Genomic DNA, 18,945 nt, shown 5'->3' with positions numbered 1-18,945 from the left:
TTATCACTGTTTTTTAAAATAAAAAAGAACAGTAGCTGATTAACTACTGTTAAAAATTCGAAAGTTCATAAAATAGACGTATTAAGTTTTCGAGTCCTTGTTCTTTAATTGCAATCTCGTCAAAGACCATTGGTTTAGAGTTGATTTCAAAAATATAATAATGATTGTTCTGAATTCCGATATCCATTGAGAATTCATAAAAATGTGCATCGTCCTTATTTAACGCAATTCCCGTTTGTTTGACTAATTCGTGTATTAGAGAATAATTTAATTCAATCGGCAGATCTTCAATCGCGATAATGCTACCGCCTCTAGGTACATGGGTTGTAATTGCATTAAATGTTCCTACTCTTACACCAATTCCAGAAAGAATATAATTATTTTCATGTTTATGAGCTAGAATTCGTAAATCAAACTTTCTACCATCTGGTAATTCGCTAACTATACCTTGTTGACAAATAAAATCCTCGCTTAATGTACTAAGGAATTTCCAACAATCACTGATTGATTTCACTAATTCTACATGAAATGCATTACGGATTATTACTTCTTTGTCATTTTTCAAGGTGAGCTTAAACACGCCAAATCCTCTTGAAGAATTATGTTTTTTTACATATAGAAATTTCCATCTTTTTAAATAGTAATATAACTCTTTTTCGCTAGCTAAATCGATTGACTTCGGTATATAGCTTTTTAAAAAGTCGTTTGAAGATAAAATTGTCGTTGTTTGTATTTTTGAGAGATATGATTCATTAAAAAAAGGAATGTTTAGTTCTGAGATTTTTTCTCTGAAATTTTTATAATCATTGTTAGACTCGTACTGTACAGATGGGATCCGATTATAAATTACGTCAGGTAAAGGGGAGAATAGTTTCAGCCATTTTTTTGTTTTAAAACAATAGGTATAACATTTTACCGAATTACCAGAGAAGGCGGTAGGGGTTAATATGATTGGTATACCGCCCTCAGTTAATACTTTCTTACAAATTCTTTTAAAGGTCTTAATATTTCCACTAAATGGTAGTCGATCTTCGTTTGTTAATATACCGATAATTGGGCCTAAATGTGTTCCGTTTTTTTTTACCTGAAATTGTATGGATTTTGAACGGTCTTCTTGGGATGGTAATATAGGTAGTCGATTATGACCTATGGAAAATTTTGATTCGCTATGATCATGTGACCAAGTATTTTTATCAAGATGATAAAAAACAGAGATCATTTCATTGAAACCTCGAGTTCATTACCCTTTTTGGATAAATGAGTAGCGTATTCCAAAAATAGCTTTTTAATCTGTTTGTCGTTTTCTTGGAAACTAGGATTAGAAAAGATAGATCTTCCAGGTTTAGAATTTGCTTCGAATAGCCAAACTTTTTCATCCTTATCAACACCTAAATCAAATCCAATTTCTCCGATATGACCATCTACTTGACGCTCTAGAGATTCACTTATTTTTAATGCTGCTGTAGATAATTTATCGTGTATTCTTTTTGCTTTTTCCTTATCAAATAATTCTTCGAGCGTTTTCACTCGACCACCGTTATTTATATGAGTAGTTGTGCTACCTTTTCCTGCTATTTTTGCGGCAATTACTGTTACATGCCACTTTCCTAAAGCATCCTTGTTTGTATGAACTCGAAAGTCGACAGGTTGATGCTCATAACGAATTAGTGAAATACCTTGTTGAACAATGAAATCGTGTAACTTCATACTACGAAAAACATGATTAATTAATGATTGGAGTGATGAGAATTTTTGAAGTTTATTTGTTTCAAATTCCCGATATCTACAATAATAAATTCCTTCTTCTCGATTGTACCGAATTAATATGACTTTTGAACCGAGGCTACCATTTTCAGGTTTAACATATACAAATTGGTATTGTGATAATAATTCTTCAATCGTGTCAAAATTATTGAATTTTACTGTTTTCGGGAGATAATGAGTAACGGATTTCTCATTTTTTAATTTTACATATAAGTCCCATTTATTGAAAAATCCAGGATTGAACCATGGGATTTTGTATTCTTTTTCTAGTTTATGGCGGACGCGTTTAATTGATTTATGAACCTCTACTTTTCGATTTGGTAGCCTATTATAAATAACCGTAGGAAACGGAACGACCTCTTTAGTCCATCTTTTATCCGTAAAGAAATAACCTTGAATTGTTTCAGATTCCCAATCGATACCGTGAGTACCAAATACAAATATAAAGCTATTTTTATGATTATTTTCAGCTATTAAGTTTGCAAACATAAAGCTACGATCACCGATAGGGCGAAGTAGTGACTCGGTAAAACCGGCAGTGAATATCCCAACTAGTGGTCCAAGTTGTAAAGTATCTCCGATAATGATTGGCTCGATCGAACCTTCAAAAGGTATACAGAGCATTTCAACTAAATGCTCTGATATCGAAATAATATTGTGAAGTGTATTCATCGTAACTAGTTGACAAGGGTATTTTTTTTGACCAAAAGCAATATATTCAATATCTCTAGAAGTAGTAAGTTCTTCAGGTATACATACTAGATTCTTACTCTGTCGATGAGTAACGATTTGATAAACTTCATTCATTATTTAATTTCACTTCTTTCACTTTTAGATTTCGATTGTAAATGTAAACAATACTGAATCGGTGCTGAGTAAAGCTTTTGTTGGATAGAAGGGTCGGTTTGAAGTAGGACTTTTCTACCGGGTTTTGAATTAACATCTAAAATCCAAATGGCATGATTTGAGTCGATCCCTAAATCTAAACCAATTTCAAATAAAGGAAGAAAATTCTTTTCAAGGGTGATTGGTAATTGTTTGCAAATTGTCTCAATATCTTGCTGCAATATTAAAGCAGTTCTTTGATTAAATTGGGTAATCCATTCCTCAAATGGAACTGCATTACTTCCTGCACTTAAATTTGCAACAATTGAATTAGGCTGACCAATACGAACACCTTTTCCTACTGCTTGCCATTCACCATTTTCATTTTTTTGTAAAAGGATTCGTATATCAAATGCTTCACGTGATTTTGTTTGAAGGTCTAAATAATTTTGATAAACATATCCTTTCGATTCAACTAACGGTTGAAGCCACTCAAAAAATTCATCCCTTGTTTCAAAAATGGTTTCAATTACTTCTTTTTGTTTTTGTGTTGAAACACAAATTGAATATGCACTTAACGTAATAAAATAAATATTGATTCCTCTTGAACCATGGATTGGTTTAATGACGAGCTTACGCGTTTTTCTAAGTTCTTCAAAAAATACAGCTAGGTGTAATAGTTTCTTTGTTTTAGGGGTATATGGATTTAAATTTTCATCAGTTGCTAAGGCTTGATAAGTTTCCCATTTTCCTGGTAGTCCATATCCTAAAAAAGTGATGTCTTTTCGTTTTTTTAGCCAGTCAACAATCGGTTTTGCCTGCTTACTTTTAATGCTTGGAGAATAGAAACAGCGATCATAAATATAATTCGGTATTTCAAATGTTGTTTTCTCCCATTGCTCTGTTTCTGCTATATACTTCCAGCCCATTATTTCTTCAGTAGCTGGTTGGATATTAAAAGGGGTAAATTGAACGAATTCGTAACCAAGCTTACTTGCTTCTTTCGCCATATGCTGAACGTATTCACCTTCTTGTCTTTCTTTAAGAGATAAATAACCTATTCTCATTCTTTTCACTCCTTGTACTTATAAATATGATTGAACAAGAGAAAAAATAGCTTTTGTTGAAGGTCTAATTTTTTGATTCGGGTCAAAAACTTGTAAATCCTTAGATGGTTTTGAATTTATTTCGATAACCCAAGGGTTCATTTGATTGTCTATAGCGAGATCCACACCAAACTCAGCGAATAATCCATCAAAGGAGGAATCTATACATTTACAGCATTCAATGGCTAACTCAACCAATAATTTTTTAAAGTGAATTCTCTCTTTCTTTGGTAAGTATTGCCCTAAAAATTCATCAATTTTTAGAAGGTCTCCCCCGCGAGCTAAATTGCTTACAAACTGCGTAGGGTGACCGATCCTTGCGACAGTTGAAGTTACTTCCCATTTATTAAATTTGTTTTTGTGACATAAAAATCTAAAATCAACAAGTCGATTATCCTTGCTGATTAAAGGTAAGCCTTCTTGGATGATAAAAGTCCGCTTATTTAATTGCTGTTTAATTGGATGAAATAGTTGAGAAATTGATTTATATTCAACTTCCACTTCAGAATTTTGACTATATTTTAAACGATACGAATCATGATCTTTTGTAACCTTAAAAATGTTTCTCCCTTGGCTACCGTGAATGGGTTTAATAAAAACCGTTTCATATTTTTGAATAAAATTTTCCAATTGTTCAACAGAGCAGCATTCCTCAGTGTATGGAACGTATGGCTTTATATAGGCTGAATCAATTAAAGCTTTAAAAACTTCAAGCTTATTTAAGAATCGAGCATTAAAAAAAGGTATTTGTTGACTGAATAACGAAGAATTAAGTAATTTAAACTCTTTCGTTCGTTCAAGTCTTCTCGAATGAATTCGGTTATGAATGATTGAAGGAGCAGTTACATTCATTAAAGTCCAGCCATTTTCTGAACGCTTATATCCTGTTAATTCATTCGTTAGTAGTTTTTTTAAAGTAGTTACATAGAAATCAATATTGGAATCTCCGCATAACTGTGATAGTTCCTCACAAAGTGTTGTGATTGAACCGAGCGGATTTAATGACTCTTCATTGATTGAATCAGTTACTACAACAAATGATGGGGGTTCTTGATTTTTAGGAAAAGATTGCAATGATTCTCCTCCTTTCCAAAATAATTGTCGTTGTATACTATGTGATATTCGCCTAGTTGGTGAATGTCTCTTAATGAAATTTTTAGGGAAGAAAGTTTGATTTGTTTTAGAAAGACTGACATATAATAGAATGTTTGCTATAGTGGAGATACAAAAGTTTATAGGAGGTAGTAACATGGCAGTAAATATTTATGATATCGCATACTCACTACAAAACGCTTTTAAGGAGCAACCAGAATTTAAAGACTTACAATCTCTATACTCACAAGTATTAGCTGATCCAAATGCGAAACCGTTATTTATGGAATTTCAAAATTTCCAAAAAGCGATGCAACAAAAAATCTATCAAGGTGAAGCAGTTACACCTGAAGAAAATGCAAAAGGACAAGAACTTGTTGCTAGAGTGTCTCAAAATCCTTTAATTGCAAACTTAATGCAAGTGGAACAAAGATTAAATTTAGTCATCCAAGATGTAAATAAAATTGTCATGAGTCCATTAGAAGAATTTTATAAATCTTTACTTGAACTATAATATTTAAGAGGCAGGATTAAGAAGAGGATCTTTTCATTCTTTTACTTTTTCCTGCCTTTCTTTCAATCATTTTTAGTATAAGAGTGGATATACTAATAGCCTACATTGTTCTAATTAAACGAAGCATGTCATATAGTCTAGTAAGGTATTTCTTCGCGAAATGGGGGAGATTAAGTGATTTATAAGTTACTTGCAATTAATATAGATGGTACTTTATTGCAATCCAATGGAAAACTCTCAAAAGAATCGAAAGAAGCTGTTGAATACGTTCAAGATAAAGGGATTTATGTAACCTTATATACAAGCAGAAATTTCCAAGCAACAAAAAAAATCGCAAAAGCTCTTAAGGTTAATAACCTTTTGGTCTCTCACTCAGGTGCCTTTATCTCTTCAAAACTTGATGAGCCATTATTTGAAAAGAGAATTGAAGAGGAAGAAGCCTATGACATCGTTAAAAAACTAGAAAAATATGATTGTAATATTCGATTGTCACATGAATATTTTTCAATTGGAAATCGAAAAAAATTACAATCTAACCTAGTGGCAAAAGCAGTTTTATCAAATGCTGATCCTGTCTTTTATCCAATCCAATTTGTTGAATCACTTTCAGATAACATTTTGGAAAATTCAATATCGCCGTTAAAAATCGAATGTTATTTCTCTGATGAAGTAGAGAAAAATAAAGTGAAAAAAGAATTGAATGCAAAATATCCACATCTAGATTGTTTATGTGATGAAGATCGTAAAATTGAAATCGTCCGAAAAGGAATTTCAAAATATTCAGGCTTAAAACGTCTAGGTGAACATCTAGGAATTTCGTATCACGAAATGGTTGTAATTGGAGATAACTATAGTGATTTACCATTAATCGAACATGCAGGTTTAGGAGTTGCTATGTCAAATGCTCCAGTAGAGATTAAAAAAGTTGCAGATTGGATTACAAGATCTAATGATCAAAATGGTGTGCCATATATGATCAAAGAGCATTTCAGGAAACAATTCCCACTGCCATTCTTAAAAACACATTTAAAAATTGAAAAATAAATAAAGGCCTGGCTTTCAAGAGAATGCTCTTCGAAAACCGGGCTTTTTTGAGTGAATTTTAATAATTGACCTCGTAACTCTTTAATTTTATACTAAAGTGATAACTTAAAAAGGTGATAATAAAATGAAAATATATATTAAAGGTTTAGAGGATATTCGTTTTCAAAGACCGTTGGAGCTTTTAGCTCAACTCTTTTTTGAAGACTGTGATGTATCGTTAGAAAAAATAGATGCAGATATAGAAGTTCGTTTTGTTCTAGATGAAGTGAATAAACAAGTATCAGGTAAGTTAGGTACGAAGTTTGAAGCATCTACAAACTATATAGATGGTAAAGATGATCGAGAATCATTTAAATTTAAAAAGAAAGCTGTTAACTTTGTGTTTTTGTCATTGCTACAAGAGTATACTGGAATTCAGCAAAAGTGGGGAATCTTAACTGGTATTCGACCAACGAAGCTCCTACATTCAAAACTTAAAGCTGGTATGTCGAAGGAAATGGCGCATGAAGAGCTCCGAAATGACTATTTAATCCACGACGAAAAAATTGAATTAATGCAATCAATCGTCGATCGTCAATTAAAAGTAATTCCAGATTTATATAACTTGCAGAATGAAGTAAGTCTTTATATTGGCATCCCTTATTGTCCTACTAAGTGTGCATATTGCACATTCCCAGCTTATGCAATTCAAGGCAAACAAGGTGCTGTCGATTCATTCTTATATGGATTACATTATGAAATGGAAAAAGTCGGCGAATTTCTAAAAGAACGTGGAATTAACATTACTACGATTTACTATGGCGGAGGGACTCCTACTAGCATTACAGCAGAAGAAATGGATTTACTGTATGCTAAGATGTACGAATCATTTCCAAATATGAAACAGGTTCGTGAAATTACGGTAGAGGCTGGTAGACCTGATACGATTACACCTGAAAAATTAAATGTTTTAAATAAATGGAATATTGATCGAATTAGTATTAATCCACAGTCTTATATTCAAGAAACTTTAAAAGCGATTGGAAGACATCACACTGTAGATGAAACAATAACAAAATACCATTTAGCCCGTGAAATGGGAATGAATAATATAAATATGGATTTGATTATTGGTTTACCTGGAGAAGGTTTAAAAGAATTCAAATATACATTAGATGAAACTGAAAAGTTAATGCCTGAATCATTGACTGTTCATACACTTTCATTTAAAAGAGCTTCAGAAATGACTCAAAACAAACAAAAATATAAAGTTGCAGATCGAGATGAAGTGCAGCAAATGATGAATGAAGCTACAGTCTGGACAAAAAATCATCATTATCATCCATATTATTTATATCGTCAAAAAAATATATTAGGCAATCTTGAAAACATTGGATACTCTGTTGATGGTCAAGAAAGCTTGTATAATATTTTAATTATGGAAGAAGAACAAACAATTATTGGTTTAGGTTGTGGTGCATCTAGTAAGTTTGTAAATCCAAAAACGCGTCAAATAACTCGTTTTGCTAATGCGAAAGATCCTAAATCATATAATGAAGGTTATGAGCATTATACTAATGCCAAAATTAAAATTTTAGATGAATTATTTTCAGAAAAGTAATGAATCAAATTCATAAAAAATAAAGGAAATTCCCCTTGTTATGTTTAATGTTTAAATTATCCATGAAATTAAGGGGGATTTTTTTATGTCTATTTCGAACACGGCAGAACATGTTTTATTAAGAAAAGAAGGACGAGTTGCAACTGTTGTTTTTAATCGACCAGAAGTATTGAATGCAATGAATGAAGATACATTCAGACAATTTCGAGATGTACTTGATGAAATTGCTAGTTCAGATGTTGATGTAGTCGTTTTATGTGGAAATGGCAAAGGTTTCTCTTCAGGTGGAGATTTAAAATCAATGTTAAGTAACCCAGATGAGTCTGCTTTTGGTCCAGTAATGGATTTAATTACAGATGTAGTAGTTAAATTATATACTTTACCTAAAATCGTTATTAGTGCCATTCATGGGCCAGCTGCAGGTATAGGATTAAGTTTTGCGCTTGGTAGTGATTTCGTACTTGCTCATGAATCAGGTGTACTTGCTATGAATTTTATTGGAATTGGCTTAATTCCTGATGGTGGTGCACATTATTTCTTAGAAAAAAGACTAGGTGAAGCAAAGGCTAAACAACTAATCTGGGAAGGTAAAAAACTAAATGCAACACAAGCGCTAGAAATCGGCTTAATTGATGAGGTAATTAGTGGGGACTTTGAACAAAAAATTAACGAACGTGTGAAGTCTATACTTCAAAAACCTGTAAGTGCTATGATTCAAACAAAACAAATCTACTGTAACAATAACTTAGCATCTTTAAAAAATGTACTTTTATTTGAAAAAGAAGGACAAAGTGCAATGAGGAGAACAACAGATCACCATGAAGGTGTACAGGCGTTCTTACAAAAGAGAATGCCGGTATTTACTGGTAAATAATGATTGTGAAATCGACTGGATTCGGTCGATTTTTTTGATTAGAAGAAAAGAAATGATGTACAAATAAAATTATCAAAAGTACAATTAAATAACCTGTAATAGTATTTGATTTGATATAATCTATTTATTGCTATTGCCGAACACTATTATTTTCTTCCTGTAATCCTATATTTTTACTATAAATAAGAAAAGATCATTAAAAATTAGAATGTCTATATTCTATTATGCCCTAGTCTTGGTTAGAACAATTATGTCTGACAATGAAAAAAACTTAACAGTTGTTTTACGAAAAGGTTAATTTTAAAATACAAGACTATAAGTTTTCCTCCACTCATGGTAGAATGTTGACATTCTCAGTTTTGGGAGAGTGGTTAGATTGAAACAAAATCAGAGTAATTCACGTAGAACATCAAGAGCGAAAAGAAAAAAAACAAAACTCATTTTATTTGGATCAATTGGAATCGTGGTAATATTAATAGCATTTGTTACGTATTCCATTTTTTCGCACGATGATAATAAGGCAGGATCTAAAAACAGTGCTTATGCATCAGCTAAAAACGGCAAAAAGAATGATGATAATGGTGTAAAAGAGACATCGACAACGGTTCAAACAATTGATGATGATCCTTCAGATGATGCGACACCGGAAACACCAGAACAAACGGGTGCACAAACCGGTTCGAAACATGTAACAAGCTATGATCGAAATTCTCAAGACTGGCAGGCGATGTTACAGACAATCTCTTCTGCTATTGGAATAGATTCAAGCAATATGACTGTATGGTTTTTAGGAAGTGACAAAAGCAACCCAGGCGGCTCAGTCGGAACTGTATCAGCAAAGACAAATGGCTCGCAAAAATATCGAGTATATCTCATCTGGGATGGGTCTGGCTATAAAGCTACAAAAGTTGAACCTGCTTCATAAAATGAAACTGGGATGGACTTAAGTGAAATCATAACAAAAAAGCTGCGATAAATTTTCGCAGCTTTTTTATTATGGATGAAATAAAAGCAGTTTACCAGTTTGACTAATGCAACGGTGAGTTTTATCAAGTGCACCAAGAGCCGAAAGTTTTTCAGTACCAATTTTTTTGGCTTCTAAGTCAGAATTTGCTTCAAATTGTTCATCGACAATTGATTCGCCACTTTTTTCAAAAGCAGTAATTCGATATGTTGCCATGGATTAGACCTCCCTAAAGTAGTTGCGATATTACTATTTTGGCATAGATTGAAAAGCTGTGTAAAGTAATAATTTGAATTATAAAAAAATTCTGTGTGAATTTAAAATTTTGACATTTAGAGATTTTAACGGATATTAAGAAATGTTAGATTATGTCTGATTTTTTGTATGAACATTGTTGGGCTAAGTATCTTTTTTAACGTATAATAGGATAAGTAAAACGACTAATACATAATTAGATTTTCCTTTTTTTATTTTGTGAAATTGATTTTCCAAAATATTTTAAGCTATTTAAGTAGGGCTAGAGGAAGCATATACAAAATGGAGGTACTTATGGATAAAAAAGTATACGATCATGAAGTTGGCGAACGTTTTGTAACATATTTATTTATCAAAGCTGTTACGAAAGGTGTAGCAAGTAATCAAAAAACATTTTTATCATTAACTTTACAAGACCAAAGTGGAGATATTGAGGCAAAGCTTTGGGATATTTCATCAGAGCAAGAAGAAGCATATAAAGAGGGTACAGTAGTAAAAGTTGAAGGGGAGCTACATGACTATAGAGGAAAACTTCAACTTAAATTACGCCAAATTCGTCCAACTAAAGAAACAGACGAAGTAAATCCAGAAGATTTTTTCGCAAAAGCACCAGTTTCAAAAGAAGTATTATATGAGAAAATTACTTCTTACATTAATAATATGACTAATGAAAAACTTAAAAAGATTACTGAATATCTTGTGTTAAAAAATCAAGAGGATTTTCTTGATTTTCCAGCGGCAACTAAGAATCATCATGAATTTGTTTCTGGTTTAGCATACCATGTTTTTTGTATGTTGAAATTAGGTGAATCAATTGCGAATTTATATCCTTCGATCAATAAGGATTTACTTTATGCTGGAATCATACTACATGATTTAGGAAAAGTAAGAGAATTATCTGGTCCAGTTTCAACAAAGTATACTGTCGAAGGTAATTTGTTAGGCCACATCTCGCTTATGGCTATTGAAATTGGAAATGCCTCAATTGAACTAGGGATTGAAGGGGAAGAGGTTACTGTTTTACAGCATCTTATTTTAAGCCATCATGGAAAGTATGAGTACGGTAGTCCAAAATTACCTTTAATTAAAGAAGCGGAAATTTTACATTATATTGATAATATTGATGCAAAAATGAATATGTTAGACCGCGCACTTGAGAGAGTTGAACCGGGCGAATATACAGAGCGTATTTTCCCGTTAGAAAATCGTAATTTTTACAAACCAAAATTTTAATTTAATCATACTTCCTCCTTATTAGCCATATAATGAAGCAAATGCTTGTCTACTAAGGAGGAAAAAAATAATGCTAACATTACCATTCTGGATGTATATCGTCATCCTAGGAATTTTTGTAAGTGGATTTATGGTGCTTTACACCTCTAAACAAGAAAGAGATGCAGATGAAGCTTTCATTGAAAAAGAGGGAGAAATTTACTTACAAAGAATTAAAGAGGAAAGAGAACGAAGAGAGCAATTATTGATTAACTCTGAGATTTCTTCCAACTAAAAAACCTGCCAATTAGGCAGGTTTTTTTTTATGATTTTTTCTCTTGGCTTTTTAAATCTTTATCTTCTACTTTAAATTTAGCTTTTTTCAGAAGTTCCTCAGTGAATGCTGCGAAGTTTTCTTGACTTAGTTTAGACTCAGCAAGTTTTTTGCGAGCTTCTTTTTCATTAGCAGTCTTTTTATCAGTAACTTTAATAATATGGTAACCGAATTGTGATTTAACTGGTTGGCTAATTTCTCCAACTTTTAATTTATAAGCAGCTGCTTCGAATTCAGGTACCATTGCACCTTCACCAAAATAGCCTAAATCTCCACCTTTATCTTTTGAACCAGTGTCTGTAGAATATTTTTTTGCTTCTGCAGCAAAATCTGCACCTTTATCTAGTTCTGCTTTAACTTTTTTAGCTGTCGCTTCATCTTTTACTAGAATATGACTAGCTTTAATTTCTGGTTTGTATTTTGCTAGGTCAGCTTTTGTTACTGAAGCTTCAGCAGCTTTTTCAGTTAATAAATCAATTTTAACACGATCTTTAAATGCTGCTTCATCTTTAAATCCGTACTGAGCTAAGAAAGCTTTAAATTGGTCACCATTTTGTGTTTTGTACTCATTGAACTTAGCGTCAACTTCTTTATCACTAACTTTGAAGTTTTTCTTTAAATAATCTTCAATAACCATTTGCTTAACCATTGCTAAGCCTGCTGTATCCTTCATTTTATTATATAAATCTTTAGATGTGATATCTCCCGCATTAGATGTAGCAACAACATCGTTACTAACACCAGCAGATCCACATGCTGCTAGTCCGAATACTGAGGTAGCTAAAACTGCAGATACGATTAACTTTTTCATTTAAACATCTCCTAATAAAAATTTAAATTGATTTCTTAAAAAGAAAAATTTTACTTATTAAAGTATAGAGCTTAAATCTTAATTTCTCCTGTATTTAGACATACCTTTTACTGGAAATTACTTCACTTAATATAACATATTTTTATTCAATGTGACAAAGTTTATCCAAAAAAAGAATAATTTGGTATGTTTTTCAAATTATAAATTGATTAATTTAAAGGAAACTTGAACTAGTTTTAAATGTAATGTAGGTACTATGAGAGTACGGGAATAAATGAAAGCAAATTACTATTTTACCTGGATCTAATTTTATTTGTTAATGGTTTGTCTAAAAATCATGCTTATCCTGCAAATTAAAAACTTGTCAACCGTGACATTCGCCCAATCAATAAAGGCATTCGTCTATATATTATTATGGATTACTGTTAGGAGGGTGGATAAATGGAGGGGAAAGCATCGAATGAATTTGTATTAATCGTGATTCTGTTTATTTTATTAATCATTATTGGGTGTTCATTTTTATAAGTAGTATGAATCTTCAAAAATGAAGGTTATTTATACATTTGCCCAGACCATTTTTTACTACACGCATAAGATAAGATATGTAGCAAAAGGAGGTGTGAATGATGGGCGTAGGATTCCATGGTGGAGGATTTGCGTTAATCGTTGTATTGTTCATCTTATTAATTATCGTAGGAGCAGCTTGCATCTAATTTGTAAATAAGACAAATATTCGACCGGGGGTATTGTACCTCCGGTTGAGTTTTTATTTCAGATTAAAAATAGCTTATGAGGTACATATTTTTTGAAATTTATAAATTGAAATGAAATTAAGTTAGGAGGGCAAAGAGGACAAAAGATATTTATGTGAAATTGTGAACAAAGGTGTTCGAAATAAAAAGCGGAAGGATTTAATTAATCTTACCCCGCTTCTATTTGATTGTACAATTTCAATAACAGTTGAGCTGAAATTGTAACTTTAAAGAAGATATTAAGGTTTCTTAATTAAACGATTATCTTCTTCAATAAATTCTTTATCTATGTTACCTAACGTTGTTTCAAATATATCCATAAAATCTTTTCCATAAATATTACGTAAGATAGCCATAATTTCCATATTTTCTGGAAATTTACCATAAAATTCTTTTAATGGTAAAGTACCTTGAAAAACTGAATTTGTCTCTGGATCAAATTCACCTAGGATTTCTAATAGCATTTCTTTACCTTTTTCTGTTAATTCAATATACGTATTACGTTTATCTTCTACTTTTTTAGAAAACACTAATAAACCACGTTCTTCTAGCTTTTTAGAGAAGTTAAAAGCAGTCGAAACGTGCATTACACCAAATTTAGCAATTTCAGAAATAGACGCACCCTTTAAGTGGAAGGCGATCATTAAAATATGATGTTCATTGATATTTAAATCATAGGGCTTAATCCATTGCTGCCAGTCCTTTTCAACTGACTTCCATAAAGCTTTAGAAATTTGGGCAATTCTTTGACTAAAAATCAAAGCTTCTTTCATTGTATATAATTTTTGTTCAGTTTTCATCAATTCACCTTCTTTTCTATTTAACTATCTATTTATTATTATGCCAATAATATGTGAAGAAATAAAGAACTTTTAGTTAGAATTTTTAAAAATTTTCACAAAGTAGTTGATAAAATTCTACATTTTTATATTATAATTAAATGTTATGGGATATAAAAATTATGTTTATATAATAATTTTAGCGAAACTATAGAGTGATTGTCTATAAAATATTATTGGTAATATAGTAAATATATAATATAACTCTATAAAAATATAGTATTAAATACTGGAATTAGATGGGGTTCACATAAAAAAAACAAAAACAGGAGATATTAACTCTCCTGTTTTTGTTTTTAAATGGGATCATTTTATTATTTCTTAATAATGTTATTTTCGATAGATTTTGCAATTTCTTGAAGCATTTCATTTGTGTATTGATTTTGGTTTGAAAGCCATTTTACATCAAAGCCATCATTATTTCCGTATCGTGGTAAAATATGCATATGATAATGGAATACAGTTTGACCTGAAACTTCACCACTATTATTTAAAATATTTACACCTTGAACATTGAAAGTTTCTTTTATTGCATTAGCAATGAGAGGTACTTTTCGGAAGTATGTACTAGCTGTCTCTTCACTCATTTCGAATATGTTTTCAACATGATCCTTTGGAATGACTAAAGTGTGACCTTTTGTAACTTGACTTAAATCTAATAAAGCTAAAACATCATCATCCTCGTATACTTTTGAAGCTGGAATGCTACCTTCAACAATTTTGCAGAAAATACAATTAGCGTCATGTGCCATTTTTTATACTTCCTTTCACTTTTTTCCTTATTTTAACATAGGCAAAGGTTAAAGTGGAAATAGGGTCCGGGAAAAATAAACAAGAAGCAACCTATGTTGCTTCTTGATGAAGGAGAAAGATTTAAAAATGTAATTATAAATTGTCTTTGATAGACACCTCATTTGCTTAAATGTTCAATGAATTGGTACACCTTTTAAGAAATTTATATGCTCTGGTCGAGACACCTCATTTACAAATTGGTATACTAAAACCTTTGTTTTTAAGTAATCATGTTCAAGATAACCATCCCCTTTGATGTTTTCACTGCTGTTTATACAACGATGTTTTATCTATGGAGATATTTAACTTCAACGAATTACCTTACATAGGTTTGAACGCAAATTAAATTACCTTTAACAGACACCTCATTTCAAATTTAGAACTCAAAAAGTGGTGTTGCTTTCCCTTCAAGAATTATGATGCCCTGTATGTAAGAAAGTATGCAAAAACAATAAGAAATTTTAAAAAGCAATGGAGAACGACCAAGAGATTAAATAGGAAGAGAGTTAAGATCTAACCATAGGAAGTAATAAATAAACTCAATATTATGGTCAGAGGAGATAAGGGGAGGGAAAACATGTGTCACTTAACAAACAAATCAAGGATAATCTTAAAAATTAGTTGAAATTAACATCATCTTACTGCGTATTTGGTAATTTAATTACTTCTCAACAACATAAACAAGGAGCAACCAGTAGTTGCTCCTTGATGAAGGGGAAAGATTTTAGAAATGATATTAGGTTAATAAGTTAAATTGTCTTTAACAGACACCTCATTTGCTTAATTGTTCAATAAATTGGTACACCTATAAATAAATTATATGTTCTGCTCGAGACACCTCATTTACAAATTGGTATACTAATGACCTTTGTTTTTATAGAACCTGTTCAAGCGCACCATCTCCTAAGATTTTTACATTGCTGTATATGACAACGATGTTAATCTTTGAAGATACCTCATTTCACTTAAACAATGATCTGACTTAGGTTTGAACGCAAATTAAATTTCCTTTAACACACACCTCATTTCAAATTTTGAATTAAGAAAGTGTGTTGCTTTCCCTTCAAGAATTATAATACCCTTAACCTAAAATAGTATTCAAAAAAAGAAGGATTTTTTTTTAGTATTCGATAAATATGATAATAAGGCAGTTAAGATTATTATTTGATACAATAAAATATAAAAGAAAAGTACATTTGAAAGGATTTGTAGAGAATGACTTTATTGCATGTAAAAGATGTCACAGGTGGATACACAAGACAGCCTGTTATTAAAGATGTCTCATTTACGATAAATAGGAATGAGCTAGTTGGGTTAATCGGGTTAAATGGTGCTGGTAAGAGTACGACAATAAAACATATTTTAGGACTTTTGAAGCCATCAAAAGGTGACATATTAATTAATGGTGAATCATTTGATAAAGATCCAACTGCATATCGTGCTAGCATATCGTATGTTCCTGAAACACCGATGATTTATGATGAATTAACTCTACAGGAACATCTTGAAATTACAGCATTGGCATATAATATTCCTGATAAAGATTTAAAAAAACGTAGTGAAGAACTATTAAAAACATTTAGATTATATGATAAAAAGAACTATTTCCCTTCGACATTCTCAAAAGGGATGAAACAAAAAGTCATGATCATTTGTTCCCTTATCGTCCAACCACAGTTATACATAATAGATGAACCTTTTTTAGGGCTTGATCCAATTGCGATAAATGATTTACTTGAGATTTTGAACAATGAAAAGCAAAAGGGAGCAGGCATCTTAATGTCTACTCATATTTTATCGACTGCTCAAATTTATTGTGATTCATTTATTATTTTGCATGAAGGAGTCATTATTGCAAAAGGTACATTAAACGAATTACAAACACAATATAATATGCCAAATGCTTCATTGGATGAAATTTATATTTTTGCGACGAAGGAAAAAGAAATATGAGTACGATAAAAGAATTATGGTTAGCACGGTTTAGGAGTTTTATAAAAGAAATGAGTAAATATGGTCGTTATATTTTTAATGATCATATAAAATTTGTGATTGTTTTTGGATTTGGAGGAGGAGCATATTATTATCAACAAATGCTAAAAACAATTTCTCCAGATTTTCCTGTTATTTTACTAATCGCTATTCTTTTTAGTTTTCTTGTTGTAACAGGTCAAGTAACTACTTTTTTTAAAGAACCTGATTTACATTATTTATTACCTTTAGAAAAAAAGATGAAAAGTTACTTTGTCCGCTCCTTTTTCATTACGTACATCGTTCAAGTTTATTTAATGGTAATGATGTTAGGTGTGATTTATCCAATTTATAAGAAATTTACACTAGGACAAACAACAAGTTTTATTGTCTTTATGGTAATAATTTTCTTATTAAAAGGATACAATCTCTTTGTTTCATTTTTACATCTTACAAATAATGGTGTATTAAACCGAGTTTTTGATTATTCTTTAAGGTTTTTAGGTACATTCTTATTTATTTATGGTTTATTAAGTATATGGAGCAGTTTTTTCCTTGTAATGATGATCGTAATTTTAGCTGTTTATGCATTATCTATTCAAATAGGTAGTAAAAATAAAAGAGTGCAATGGGAAAGAAATGTTAAACTTGATACTTCAAGATTAGCTACTTATTATCGATTTGCGAATATGTTTACTGATGTACCGTCTATTCAACAACAAGTTAAGAGAAGAAAATGGGCAGATCCAATCATACATCAATTTAAAATGAGAAATGCTGCGAATTATTTACTAGTTCGTACATTTATCAGGAATGGTAACTATTTAAGTATGTTTTTAAGACAACTTTTCGTAGGTGGGTTCGTAGTTTACTTAGTGCCAACTACAATCGGGAAAATATTGATCGGCATTTTATTTCTTTACGTAATTTCTCTTCAGAATATGTCAATTTTAAAACAGTATAATTATCATTTGTTGTGGAAAATTTATCCTTATACAAATGAAGAAAATAAAAAATCTATTTCGACACTTTTGTATATACTACTGATAATGTGTAGTTTAGTTTTTAGTATTATTTGTCTAATAAAGGGCTTATCAATTTTAAACTTTATTATTGCAATCGTTGTGTATACTTTATTTTCAATGTGGTTAATTAAATTTTATGTGCATAAGAGGTTAAGTAAGCCACAAAAATTGTAAAGGGTGGACAAAATGGATTCTTATGAACTTCGTATTCAGTACGAACTATCTAGATGGAAACAAAAAGTAATGTCCGATTCAAATATTTTTCAAGCATCTGCAAAAAAAGTTCAATTAAAGCTTCAATCGTTGTTACCAGAACAAATTAAAGAACTGCTTACAAAAACCGTTAAAAATATGATGGTTTTATTTATGGGAGGTTCTACTGTTTTTAACGGTAGTGGTGAAGAGTACGAAACATTAACACTTAGAGAAAGAGATTTAATCTTAGATAAAAAATTAAACGAGTACAAGAAGATTTCAGCTGTAGAAGGTGCTGGTACAGGAGCGGGTGGAATATTACTCGGCCTTGCCGATTTTCCGTTACTACTAGGAATAAAAATTAGGTTTTTAGTTGAGGCAGCAAAAATATATGGTTACTCGCCTAAAGATGAACTAGAACGTCAATTCATGCTGTATATTTTTCAGTTGGCTTTTTCAAGTGATAGTCATCGGAAAAAAGTATTTCAAGTAATTGAAAAGTGGGAAGAGAAAGTAGATGAAAATCCCCAAGTCAATTGGGAGCAATTACAACTGGAATATCGAGATCATATTGATTTAGCAAAACTACTACAATTAGTACCCATCATTGGAGCACCGGTTGGAGCTTATGTAAATTATCAACTTCTTGAACAATTAGGTGAAACGGCTAAAAATGCCTATCGAATGAGGTATATGAAGAAGAAGGATCTTTTCTAATGAGTTACATACTAAAAGAGGCTGTCTCATTTCAGCTTTGAAATTAAAAAACATAACGCAAGAATGTTGATTTAACAGCATTCTTGCGTTTTTAATTTGACGGTCTTTTAATTTAGTAGGGCTACGGTTCATGAGGAAGTAAACTAGCCAAAAATAGAAGATACTTCCTCATAACAGGTTCATGAGGAAGTGAACCAGTGGAAAATAGAAAGATACTTCCTCATAACAGGTTCATGAGGAAGAAAACCAGCGAAAATTA

Annotated in this window: 20 protein-coding genes; 12 read left to right on the top strand and 8 right to left on the bottom strand. The window is 31.3% G+C overall.

What is annotated here, in order from left to right; genetic code table 11:
* Positions 1 to 49: 49 nt before the first annotated feature.
* Genes CN925_RS07965 through CN925_RS07950 form a run of 4 tightly spaced genes read right to left on the bottom strand, consistent with a single transcriptional unit; the run spans position 50 to position 4,769 of the window.
* Positions 50 to 1,219: a YheC/YheD family protein gene (locus CN925_RS07965; RefSeq protein ID WP_098845725.1), complete on the bottom strand. Its 1,170-nt coding sequence runs from the start codon at positions 1,217 to 1,219 to the stop codon at positions 50 to 52.
* Complete coding sequence (locus CN925_RS07960; RefSeq protein ID WP_286138295.1) at positions 1,216 to 2,571, bottom strand: YheC/YheD family endospore coat-associated protein; 1,356 nt, start codon at positions 2,569 to 2,571, stop codon at positions 1,216 to 1,218. The genes CN925_RS07965 and CN925_RS07960 overlap by 4 nt, the downstream gene beginning before the upstream one ends.
* Complete coding sequence (locus CN925_RS07955) at positions 2,571 to 3,656, bottom strand: YheC/YheD family endospore coat-associated protein (RefSeq protein ID WP_098845724.1); 1,086 nt, start codon at positions 3,654 to 3,656, stop codon at positions 2,571 to 2,573. Before CN925_RS07955 ends, CN925_RS07960 begins: the two co-directional genes overlap by 1 nt.
* Positions 3,657 to 3,674: 18 nt before the next feature.
* Positions 3,675 to 4,769 carry a YheC/YheD family endospore coat-associated protein gene (locus CN925_RS07950; protein WP_180232892.1) on the bottom strand — a complete coding sequence of 365 codons (1,095 nt, stop codon included), beginning with the start codon at positions 4,767 to 4,769 and terminating at the stop codon, positions 3,675 to 3,677.
* 175 nt (positions 4,770 to 4,944) lie between these two features.
* On the opposite strand from CN925_RS07950, the gene CN925_RS07945 reads away from it, so the two are divergent.
* The 5 genes from CN925_RS07945 (at position 4,945) to CN925_RS07925 (ending at position 9,744) form a co-directional block, all read left to right on the top strand.
* Entirely contained in the window at positions 4,945 to 5,301 is a 357-nt protein-coding gene (locus CN925_RS07945) for a YlbF/YmcA family competence regulator (protein ID WP_098845722.1), read from the top strand.
* Positions 5,302 to 5,475: 174 nt separating this feature from the next.
* Entirely contained in the window at positions 5,476 to 6,345 is an 870-nt protein-coding gene (locus CN925_RS07940; protein ID WP_098845721.1) for a Cof-type HAD-IIB family hydrolase, read from the top strand.
* Positions 6,346 to 6,469: 124 nt separating this feature from the next.
* Positions 6,470 to 7,945, top strand: a complete 1,476-nt coding sequence (locus CN925_RS07935) for a coproporphyrinogen III oxidase (RefSeq protein WP_098845720.1) — start codon at positions 6,470 to 6,472, stop codon at positions 7,943 to 7,945.
* Positions 7,946 to 8,030: 85 nt separating this feature from the next.
* Positions 8,031 to 8,819, top strand: coding sequence for an enoyl-CoA hydratase (locus CN925_RS07930; RefSeq protein ID WP_098845719.1), 789 nt, complete (start codon positions 8,031 to 8,033; stop codon positions 8,817 to 8,819).
* A gap of 376 nt (positions 8,820 to 9,195) precedes the next feature.
* Entirely contained in the window at positions 9,196 to 9,744 is a 549-nt protein-coding gene (locus tag CN925_RS07925) for a DUF1510 family protein (RefSeq protein ID WP_180232891.1), read from the top strand.
* A 69-nt stretch (positions 9,745 to 9,813) separates the two neighbouring features.
* Here CN925_RS07925 and CN925_RS07920 read toward each other — a convergent pair whose 3' ends face one another.
* A complete protein-coding gene (locus CN925_RS07920; RefSeq protein ID WP_098845717.1) occupies positions 9,814 to 9,999 on the bottom strand; it encodes a YhzD family protein in 186 nt (61 codons plus the stop codon).
* A 333-nt stretch (positions 10,000 to 10,332) separates the two neighbouring features.
* On the opposite strand from CN925_RS07920, the gene yhaM reads away from it, so the two are divergent.
* Both yhaM and CN925_RS07910 read left to right on the top strand, forming a co-directional pair.
* Entirely contained in the window at positions 10,333 to 11,271 is a 939-nt protein-coding gene (gene yhaM, locus CN925_RS07915) for a 3'-5' exoribonuclease YhaM (RefSeq protein WP_098845716.1), read from the top strand.
* 70 nt (positions 11,272 to 11,341) lie between these two features.
* Positions 11,342 to 11,545, top strand: a complete 204-nt coding sequence (locus tag CN925_RS07910) for a sporulation YhaL family protein (protein ID WP_098845715.1) — start codon at positions 11,342 to 11,344, stop codon at positions 11,543 to 11,545.
* Positions 11,546 to 11,573: 28 nt separating this feature from the next.
* Here the strand turns inward: CN925_RS07910 and CN925_RS07905 are convergent, their stop codons facing one another.
* Positions 11,574 to 12,395, bottom strand: a complete 822-nt coding sequence (locus CN925_RS07905) for a peptidylprolyl isomerase (RefSeq protein WP_098845714.1) — start codon at positions 12,393 to 12,395, stop codon at positions 11,574 to 11,576.
* A 441-nt stretch (positions 12,396 to 12,836) separates the two neighbouring features.
* On the opposite strand from CN925_RS07905, the gene CN925_RS07900 reads away from it, so the two are divergent.
* On the top strand, positions 12,837 to 12,920 hold the full coding sequence (locus CN925_RS07900) for a YjcZ family sporulation protein (protein ID WP_082459494.1): 84 nt from the start codon (positions 12,837 to 12,839) through the stop codon (positions 12,918 to 12,920).
* A 98-nt stretch (positions 12,921 to 13,018) separates the two neighbouring features.
* Complete coding sequence (locus tag CN925_RS07895; protein ID WP_097973758.1) at positions 13,019 to 13,108, top strand: YjcZ family sporulation protein; 90 nt, start codon at positions 13,019 to 13,021, stop codon at positions 13,106 to 13,108.
* 278 nt (positions 13,109 to 13,386) lie between these two features.
* Here CN925_RS07895 and CN925_RS07890 read toward each other — a convergent pair whose 3' ends face one another.
* The gene (locus CN925_RS07890; RefSeq protein ID WP_069033846.1) at positions 13,387 to 13,947 is read right to left on the bottom strand and encodes an HTH-type transcriptional regulator Hpr; all 561 of its coding nucleotides are present in this window, start codon (positions 13,945 to 13,947) and stop codon (positions 13,387 to 13,389) included.
* Positions 13,948 to 14,300: 353 nt separating this feature from the next.
* Positions 14,301 to 14,738 (bottom strand): HIT family protein, encoded by a 438-nt coding sequence (locus tag CN925_RS07885; RefSeq protein WP_098845713.1) that lies wholly within the window; start codon positions 14,736 to 14,738, stop codon positions 14,301 to 14,303.
* A 1,255-nt stretch (positions 14,739 to 15,993) separates the two neighbouring features.
* Between CN925_RS07885 and CN925_RS07880 the strand changes: the two genes are divergently transcribed.
* From CN925_RS07880 to CN925_RS07870, 3 genes are read left to right on the top strand one after another with little or no spacing between them, the layout of a single operon-like run.
* Entirely contained in the window at positions 15,994 to 16,731 is a 738-nt protein-coding gene (locus CN925_RS07880) for an ABC transporter ATP-binding protein (protein WP_098845712.1), read from the top strand.
* Positions 16,728 to 17,948, top strand: a complete 1,221-nt coding sequence (locus tag CN925_RS07875; RefSeq protein WP_098845711.1) for an ABC transporter permease — start codon at positions 16,728 to 16,730, stop codon at positions 17,946 to 17,948. The genes CN925_RS07880 and CN925_RS07875 overlap by 4 nt, the downstream gene beginning before the upstream one ends.
* A 12-nt stretch (positions 17,949 to 17,960) precedes the next feature.
* Positions 17,961 to 18,686 carry an EcsC family protein gene (locus tag CN925_RS07870; protein ID WP_098845710.1) on the top strand — a complete coding sequence of 242 codons (726 nt, stop codon included), beginning with the start codon at positions 17,961 to 17,963 and terminating at the stop codon, positions 18,684 to 18,686.
* Positions 18,687 to 18,945 lie beyond the last annotated feature (259 nt).

Origin of the sequence: Bacillus sp. AFS055030, assembly GCF_002574545.1 — a bacterium.
Lineage (GTDB): Bacteria > Bacillota > Bacilli > Bacillales > Bacillaceae_G > Gottfriedia.
The sequence above is the reverse complement of the archived record's forward strand: the minus strand, read 5'-3'. Positions and strand labels throughout refer to the sequence as shown.

What these genes read in the sequence shown, in the direction of transcription:
- CN925_RS07900 (WP_082459494.1), top strand. Translation starts at nt 12,837, where the DNA reads ATGGAGGGGAAAGCATCGAATGAATTTGTATTAATCGTGATTCTGTTT.
- CN925_RS07920 (WP_098845717.1), bottom strand. Translation starts at nt 9,999, where the DNA reads ATGGCAACATATCGAATTACTGCTTTTGAAAAAAGTGGCGAATCAATT.
- CN925_RS07905 (WP_098845714.1), bottom strand. Translation starts at nt 12,395, where the DNA reads ATGAAAAAGTTAATCGTATCTGCAGTTTTAGCTACCTCAGTATTCGGA.
- CN925_RS07880 (WP_098845712.1), top strand. Translation starts at nt 15,994, where the DNA reads ATGACTTTATTGCATGTAAAAGATGTCACAGGTGGATACACAAGACAG.
- yhaM (WP_098845716.1), top strand. Translation starts at nt 10,333, where the DNA reads ATGGATAAAAAAGTATACGATCATGAAGTTGGCGAACGTTTTGTAACA.
- CN925_RS07935 (WP_098845720.1), top strand. Translation starts at nt 6,470, where the DNA reads ATGAAAATATATATTAAAGGTTTAGAGGATATTCGTTTTCAAAGACCG.
- CN925_RS07910 (WP_098845715.1), top strand. Translation starts at nt 11,342, where the DNA reads ATGCTAACATTACCATTCTGGATGTATATCGTCATCCTAGGAATTTTT.
- CN925_RS07960 (WP_286138295.1), bottom strand. Translation starts at nt 2,571, where the DNA reads ATGAATGAAGTTTATCAAATCGTTACTCATCGACAGAGTAAGAATCTA.
- CN925_RS07890 (WP_069033846.1), bottom strand. Translation starts at nt 13,947, where the DNA reads ATGAAAACTGAACAAAAATTATATACAATGAAAGAAGCTTTGATTTTT.
- CN925_RS07885 (WP_098845713.1), bottom strand. Translation starts at nt 14,738, where the DNA reads ATGGCACATGACGCTAATTGTATTTTCTGCAAAATTGTTGAAGGTAGC.
- CN925_RS07945 (WP_098845722.1), top strand. Translation starts at nt 4,945, where the DNA reads ATGGCAGTAAATATTTATGATATCGCATACTCACTACAAAACGCTTTT.
- CN925_RS07875 (WP_098845711.1), top strand. Translation starts at nt 16,728, where the DNA reads ATGAGTACGATAAAAGAATTATGGTTAGCACGGTTTAGGAGTTTTATA.
- CN925_RS07895 (WP_097973758.1), top strand. Translation starts at nt 13,019, where the DNA reads ATGATGGGCGTAGGATTCCATGGTGGAGGATTTGCGTTAATCGTTGTA.
- CN925_RS07965 (WP_098845725.1), bottom strand. Translation starts at nt 1,219, where the DNA reads ATGATCTCTGTTTTTTATCATCTTGATAAAAATACTTGGTCACATGAT.
- CN925_RS07955 (WP_098845724.1), bottom strand. Translation starts at nt 3,656, where the DNA reads ATGAGAATAGGTTATTTATCTCTTAAAGAAAGACAAGAAGGTGAATAC.
- CN925_RS07870 (WP_098845710.1), top strand. Translation starts at nt 17,961, where the DNA reads ATGGATTCTTATGAACTTCGTATTCAGTACGAACTATCTAGATGGAAA.
- CN925_RS07930 (WP_098845719.1), top strand. Translation starts at nt 8,031, where the DNA reads ATGTCTATTTCGAACACGGCAGAACATGTTTTATTAAGAAAAGAAGGA.